6 protein-coding genes are annotated in these 7,181 nt (G+C 67.6%); all 6 read right to left on the bottom strand.

The window, feature by feature from the left end:
- Nucleotides 1–78: 78 nt before the first annotated feature.
- Nucleotides 79–315: a hypothetical protein gene (locus tag AC6EI8_RS22415; protein ID WP_498382913.1), complete on the bottom strand. Its 237-nt coding sequence runs from the start codon at nucleotides 313–315 to the stop codon at nucleotides 79–81.
- A 2-nt stretch (nucleotides 316–317) separates the two neighbouring features.
- Nucleotides 318–1,007, bottom strand: coding sequence for a formate dehydrogenase FDH3 subunit beta (gene fdh3B / locus AC6EI8_RS22420; protein WP_149317724.1), 690 nt, complete (start codon nucleotides 1,005–1,007; stop codon nucleotides 318–320).
- A gap of 10 nt (nucleotides 1,008–1,017) precedes the next feature.
- On the bottom strand, nucleotides 1,018–4,047 hold the full coding sequence (locus AC6EI8_RS22425) for a molybdopterin-dependent oxidoreductase (protein ID WP_149317723.1): 3,030 nt from the start codon (nucleotides 4,045–4,047) through the stop codon (nucleotides 1,018–1,020).
- A gap of 99 nt (nucleotides 4,048–4,146) precedes the next feature.
- Nucleotides 4,147–4,356 carry a formate dehydrogenase gene (locus AC6EI8_RS22430; RefSeq protein WP_149317722.1) on the bottom strand — a complete coding sequence of 70 codons (210 nt, stop codon included), beginning with the start codon at nucleotides 4,354–4,356 and terminating at the stop codon, nucleotides 4,147–4,149.
- A 306-nt stretch (nucleotides 4,357–4,662) separates the two neighbouring features.
- The gene (locus tag AC6EI8_RS22435; RefSeq protein ID WP_498382911.1) at nucleotides 4,663–5,295 is read right to left on the bottom strand and encodes a TorD/DmsD family molecular chaperone; all 633 of its coding nucleotides are present in this window, start codon (nucleotides 5,293–5,295) and stop codon (nucleotides 4,663–4,665) included.
- A gap of 168 nt (nucleotides 5,296–5,463) precedes the next feature.
- A partial coding sequence (locus tag AC6EI8_RS22440) for a 4Fe-4S binding protein (RefSeq protein WP_498382912.1) occupies nucleotides 5,464–7,181 on the bottom strand: 1,718 nt, incomplete at its 5' end.

The following is a 7,181-nucleotide window of genomic DNA, read 5'->3' on the forward strand; positions in this document are numbered from 1 at the left end:
ATCAGCTTGGCGCTCATAGGGCCTCCTTCGGATCGGCTTGAAGTCGGCGGCAACGGCGGCCGCCCATGCACGCCCCACTCATTGGACGCGCGTGTACTCGTTCTGCAGCTGATTGCGCTGGCGGATCTGCTTCTGCCAGCTGGTCTGGTCGCCTTGCGTCCAGCCGGCGGCGACGAAGGGATCGCCGGGCGCGCCCTTCCAGGCCGCGGTGTCGGTCTTCTTCGGGCTCGGCCTGGCGGTTTGCGGCTCCTCGCCGCAGCCCGCCAGCCCGATCAGCGCGGCGGCGCCCGCCGCCATCCACATCAGCTTGTTCATCTTCATGATGCCTGCCCCGCGGGAGTGGACGGACCGGCCGGCGTCTGCTGGGCCGGAGCCGGGGTGCCGGCCGGCGCGGCCGGCGCGGTCTGCGCAGCCTTGCCGTTGGTGCCGTAGGCGGTGCCCCAGCCGAACACATCGCCGCCGGTGCCGCGCTTGATCACGCGGTTGCGCAGGATGTCGGCGATCACGTCGCCGTCGCCGCCGAGCAGCGCCTTGGTCGAGCACATCTCCGCGCACAGCGGCAGCTTGCCTTCGGACAGGCGGTTGCGGCCGTACTTCTCGAACTCGGCCTCGCTGCCGTTGGCTTCCGGACCGCCCGCGCAGAACGTGCACTTGTCCATCTTGCCGCGCACGCCGAAGGTGCCGGTCGACGGGAACTGCGGCGCGCCGAACGGGCAGGCATACGAGCAGTAGCCGCAGCCGATGCAGACATCCTTGTCGTGCAGCACCACGCCGTCGTCGGTGCGGTAGAAGCAGTCGACCGGGCAGACCGCCATGCAGGGCGCGTCCGAGCAGTGCATGCAGGCCACCGAGATCGATTTCTCCGCGCCCTGCACGCCGTCGTTGACCGTCACCACGCGGCGCCGGTTGACGCCCCACGGTACCTCGTGCTCGTTCTTGCAAGCGGTGACGCAGCTGTTGCACTCGATGCAGCGCTCGGCGTCACAGATGAATTTCATGCGTGCCATTGTGTTCCCCTTACGCGAAGCGCTCGATCTGGCAGACCGTGGTCTTGGTTTCCTGCATCATCGTCACCGCGTCATAGCCGTAGGTTGTCGCGGTGTTGACCGCCTCGCCCCGCACGATCGGATGCGCACCGTCCGGGTAGTAGTCCAGCATGTCCTTGCCCTGCCACCAGCCCGAGAAGTGGAACGGGATGAAGGCGGTATCCGGGCCGACCCGCTCGGTGACCAGCGCGCGCACCTTCAGCGTGGCGCCGGTCGGCGTCTTGACCCAGCAGTAGTCGCCGTTGCGGATGCCGCGTGCGGAGGCCGCGCGCGGATTGATCTCGACGAAGTTCTCCTGCTGCAGCTCGGCCAGCCACGGGTTCGAACGCGTTTCCTCGCCCCCGCCCTCGTACTCGACCAGGCGGCCGGAGGTCAGGATGATCGGGAACTTCTCGTGGATCTTGTTCTCGACGTTGCGCTGCTGCACGGTCTTGTACAGCGTGGGCAGACGCCAGAACGCCATCTTGTCGTCGTGGGTCGGATACTTGGCGACCATGTCCGGACGCGTCGAGTACAGCGGCTCGCGGTGCTGCGGAATCGGATCCGGGAAGTTCCACACCACGGCACGCGCCTTGGCGTTGCCGAACGGATGGCAGCCGTGCACCTTCAGCACGACGCGCTGGATGCCGCCCGACAGGTCGGTCTTCCAGTTCTTGCCCTCGGCCGCCTGCTTCTCGGCGTCGGTCAGGTCGTCCCACCAGCCCAGCTTCTTGAGCAGCACGTGGTCGAACTCGGGATAGCCGGTCGTGATCTCCGCGCCCAGGGAGTGCGAGCCGTCCTCGGCCAGCAAGTTGACGCCGTCGCGCTCCACGCCGAAGTTGGCGCGGAAGTTGCCGCCGCCGTCCATCACGTGGCGCGTGGTGTCGTACAGGTTCGGCGAGCCCGGGTGCTTGAGCTCCGGCGTGCCGTAGCACGGCCACGGCAGGCCGAAGTAGTCGCCGGTCAGGTCGTAGCCGGTGGCCGCGTCCTTGCCGCCCTTGCAGCGCAGCGTCTTGACGTCGAACATCTGCATATTCTTCATATGCGCCTTCAGCCGTTCCGGCGACTGGCCGGTGTAGCCGATGGTCCAGTTCGACCTGTTGATCTCGCGCAGGATCGACTCGGGCTCCGGCTCCATCCAGGTACGGCCGGCGCGCTTGACCTCGATCATCTTGAAGTTGCGCGACAGCTCCTTGCCGAAGCCGAGCTTGTCGGCGAAGGCCTGCATGATCGTGTGGTCGGGCATCGATTCGAACAGCGGCTCGATGACCTTCTCGCGCCATTGCAGCGAGCGGTTCGACGCCGTGCAGGAGCCCGAGGTCTCGAACTGCGTGGCGGCCGGCAGCAGGTAGACGGCGCGGTTCGGATTGACCTTGTCGCCCTCGGCGGGCGGCATGTTGGCCATCGCGGCGGTGGCCGACGGATACGGGTCGATCACCACCAGCAGGTCCAGCTTGTCGAGCGCCTTCTTCATTTCCAGGCCGCGCGTCTGCGAGTTCGGCGCATGGCCCCAGAAGAACACGCCGCGGACGTTGTTGTCCTGGTCGATCAGATCGCTCTTCTCGGTGACGATATCGATCCAGCGCGACACCGTGGTGCCGGACTTCTCCATCATCGCCTGCGAGGGGAATTGCGACTTGATCCACTCGTAATCGACGTTCCACACCGCGGCGTAGTGCTTCCACGCGCCGGTGGCCAGGCCGTAGTAGCCCGGCAGCGAGTCCGGGTTCGGGCCGACGTCGGTCGCGCCCTGCACGTTGTCGTGGCCGCGGAAGATGTTGGCGCCGCCGCCCGACACGCCGATATTGCCCAGCGCCAGCTGCACGATGCAGGAGGCGCGCACCATCGCGTTGCCGATCGTGTGCTGGGTCTGGCCCATGCACCAGACCAGCGTGCTCGGCCGGTTCTTGGCCATGGTCTCGGCGACCTTGTAGACCTCGGCCTCGGGCACGCCGCAGGCCTCTTCGACCTTGTCGGGGGTCCACTTGGCGAGGACTTCCTCGCGCACCTTGTCCATGCCGTAGACGCGGGTGCGGATGTACTCCTTGTCTTCCCAGCCGTTGTTGAAGATGTGGTACAGCACGCCGAACAGGAACGGGATGTCGGTGCCCGAACGGATGCGGACGTACTGCTCGGCCTTGGCCGCGGTGCGGGTGTAGCGCGGGTCGACCACGATCACCTTGCAGCCGTTTTCCTTGGCATGCAGCAGATGCAGCATCGACACCGGATGCGCCTCGGCCGCGTTCGAGCCGATATACAGCGCAGCCTTGCTGTTCTGCATATCGTTGTACGAGTTCGTCATCGCACCGTAGCCCCAGGTATTGGCCACGCCCGCGACGGTGGTCGAGTGGCAGATGCGCGCCTGGTGGTCGGTGTTGTTGGTGCCGAAGAACGACACCCACTTGCGCAGCAGGTAGGACTGCTCGTTGCTGTGCTTGGACGAGCCGATGAAGAACATCGAATCCGGGCCGGTCTCCTGGCGGATCTGCTTCATCTTCGCGGTGATCTCGTCCAGGGCCTGGTCCCAGCTGATGCGCTGGTACTTGCCGTTGACGAGCTTCATCGGATATTTCAGGCGGTACTCGCCGTGGCCGTGCTCGCGCAGCGCCGCACCCTTGGCGCAGTGCGCGCCCATGTTGATCGGCGAATCGAACACCGGCTCCTGGCGGACCCAGACGCCGTTCTGCACCACCGCGTCGACCGCGCAGCCGACCGAGCAGTGGCCGCAGACCGTGCGGCGCACGACGATATCGCCCTTGCCGTTGCCGGCGGCCTTGCCGTCGGCGGCATCGGCCTTGCGGATCAGCGACAGTTGCGAGGCAGCCAGGCCCGCGCCCACGCCGATGCCCGAGCGCTTCAGGAAGCTGCGGCGGTCCATGGTCGGCATCGCGCCGGCGAGGCTCGTGGCCAGCCGCGCCGACAGGCGTGCGGACGAAGCGGCGGCCGGCTGAGCGGACGCGAGTCGATCAACGCGCTGCGCAGGGGCGCCGCCCTGGGCCGCGTGCTTGCGGGTCAGAATCATGTGTCACCTCGGGAAAGGTACGAAGCAGGCAAAGGCGATATCGCGAGAGACGGCCGCGCCGGGATGACAGGCATCGCGGCGGGCCGGCAATCGCGCGGCTTATACCAGCGTCGTCCGGTAATACTTCCGTACGTGTTCAGAGACACGGTAACCGTTGCTGTCGGCAGGAGTGGGTTCCGGCGCGGGGATCGCACCGGCGGGGGCGGCGGGAGTGCGCGCGGTCAAGGCCGCGGCACCCGCGGCGGCAGTCACGATGCCAGCACCGGCGAGGAAATGGCGACGTGCGACCCGGGTTTCCTTCTCTTTCATGGGGGGCTCCTCGGTAATATTTACCGATTACCAATCTAGTTATGCATTCTTTTGCGTATTGTAGATCGATCTGTACGCAATGGCCATGCTGACCGCGGGTTTATCCTGATTTTCCGTAATCATGGCGCTGTGCATCAAATGTCTTGAGACATGTCTTTGCACGCCACGCGAACCCGCATCGCGACATCTCGTTCTGCACGCCAACTGTGTTTATCGGCTCACCGGGCCGTGGGCTTTAGCGCTGCCACGCAATCCAGGCAATCCGCGCAATTCAGGCAATTCAGGGAATTCACGCAATTCAAGCAATCAATGCATCTCCATCGCGACCGCCTCGACGGCCGCGAACGACTTCAGCAGTTCCGCCGCGCGCGCATAGAAGCGCGCGCCCGGATGGGCGATGACCGTATCGCACAGCGATTCGACCCACGGTTGCAGATGGCGCGCGAAGAAGCGCTGCTGCTCGCCGAGGTTGGACACCGCGACATCGTCGCCGGCAATCAGGAAGCGCATCACTTCGCATAGCGTCGCGATATGGTCCTCGGGTTCGCTGACGCCTTCATGACGTTCGAGCCCGTAGCGCGCCAGATCTTCGCGCACCGCCACCAGCGGGCGTTCATGCAGGAAGCCGGTCTGGTAGTACGAGCCGTACAGGAATACATCGGGCTTGCCGATGCCGACGAACAGTTGCTGGTACTCGTCGGCGGCCTCCGCCTCGGTGGTGCCCGCCGCCGCTTCGCCCAGCGCGTTCCACGCCTGGCCCAGCGGGCTGGCGGCATCGTCGGCATGGGCGCGATTGGCGGCGATATGGTGCAGCAACGCCGCGTCGGGGGCGCGATAGAACAGCGTGGCCAGCACGCCGTAGAGGTCGGCGCGGGCGGTGTCTTCGGCCTGGTCCGCGGGGGCGGCCTGGGTCAGCTGGATAGGCTGGAAATCGGTCATCGGATCGCGGTGGGAGGTGGCAGTACTACGTCAAGGGCCGCATCGGCCTGCGGCATTGGCTCGTGGCAATGGCCTGTCGCATCGGCTCGTGGCATCGACTCGTGGCATCGGCTCGTGGCATCGGCCTGCGGCATCGGAAAGCGGCGCCGGCTGCCGCCGGCGCCCTGCTCATTGCAGCGTCGCGCCGGTCGCGGCCCCGGTGTCCTTCTCGATCATGTCGACGACCCGGCAGTCGCTGCACATCTTCAGGCGATCGGCCGCGGCGCCGGCGAAGGCCGGATGGCCGGCCAGGCGTCCCAGCATGGCCTCGACCATCTGCGCGGTGCCGAAGGGCTTGGCGCAGCGGATGCAGTGGAACGGCCGGGTCTCGTGCAGCGTGACCGGCTGGCGCACGGCATCGCCGGTCAGCAGGCGCGGCACCAGCGTGATCGCGTCTTCCGGGCAGGTCCGCTCGCACAGGCCGCACTGCACGCAGTTGCGCTCGAGGAAGGACAGCACCGGGCGCTCGCTGTTGTCGCGCAGCGCCTGCGACGGACAGGAGCCGACGCAGGCCATGCACAGCGTGCAGCGGCCGGCGTCGACCTGCACCGCGCCCAGCGGCGCGCCGGCCGGCAGCGGCACGGTCTCGGCCGGCAGCGGTGCATGCGTGGCCAGGTGATCGAGCGCGAAGCCCAGCGTTTCGCGCTTGGCCGCGGCGGCATGGAAGGCCGCCGGCGGCAGCGCGGCGCCCTTCGGAGAGAAATTGGGCGACAGGCGCGCCAGCGCGCGATCGAGCGAGCCGGCATCGGGCGCGTCGATCAGCGTAAAGAATTCGCCGCGATAGCCCAGGCCAGTAAGGATGGCCTGCGCCACCGCCATCTGCTCGGCCAGCGCGGTGCGATATTGCGGCGCTTCGTCGCCGGTCAGCATCACCGCGACGCGGTCCGCGCCCCAGGCGATCGCCGCCAGCCACAACTCCAGGCCGACCGAGGCCGGATGGAACAGGCCGACCGGAATCACGTTCGGCGCGATGCCGTCGAGCCGGCCCGCGCGGGCCTCCCTGCCGAGCGCCAGGATGCGCGCATCGCCATGCTCCTGCCCATGCAGCAGCAGCACGGCATCACGCCCGCCCGCCTGCCGGTAGGTCGACAGCAGCGTGCGCAGGCGCCGGCCCTGATGATCGGGCTTCGGATAGGCATAGCTGATCGCGCCGGTCGGGCAGACCGTGGTGCAGGCCCCGCAGCCCACGCACAGGTTCGGCGCGACCTCGATGCGGCCCTTGCCGTCCTGCCAGCGCGAGCCGATCGCCTCGGCCGAGCAGACGTCGATACACGCCGAGCAGCCCGTGGTCCGGTTGCGGCCGTGCGCGCACAACGATTCCTTGTACTGGAAGAACTTGGGCTTCTCGAATTCGCCGACCAGCTGCGTCGCGGCGAGCGCCATCCGCTCCTGGCGAAGCGGGTCCGCGCCCGCGTGCAGATAGCCCTGCGGCGGCGCATGCCGGCCGAAGAAGGGGCTGTCGTTCAGATCGAAGACCAGGTCGAAACGCTCGCTGACCGTGGCGGCGGGCCGGTCGAAATCGATCGCCGCGGCGGCGCCGCAGGCCTTCACGCAATCGCGATGGGCGGTGCAGCGGCTCACGTCGATCTGGTAGCTGAAGTCGATCGCGCCTTCCGGGCAGGCCTCGATACAGGCATTGCAGCGCGTGCACAGGTCCAGATCGATCGGATTGGCGCGGCCCGCGCCGGTCTCCCAGCTGGCCGCGAAGGCGCCGAGCCAGCCGCTCAACTTGTCGAGCCGGCCGCTGTGGACCGGATAGTCGCGCGTCGCGGGCGGCGTCGCGCCATCGACGGCGCCGGTGCCAGGGCCGGTGCCAGGGCCGGTGCCCTCGGACCCGCCGAGCAGAA

This window comes from Cupriavidus sp. R6-3, assembly GCF_059772245.1.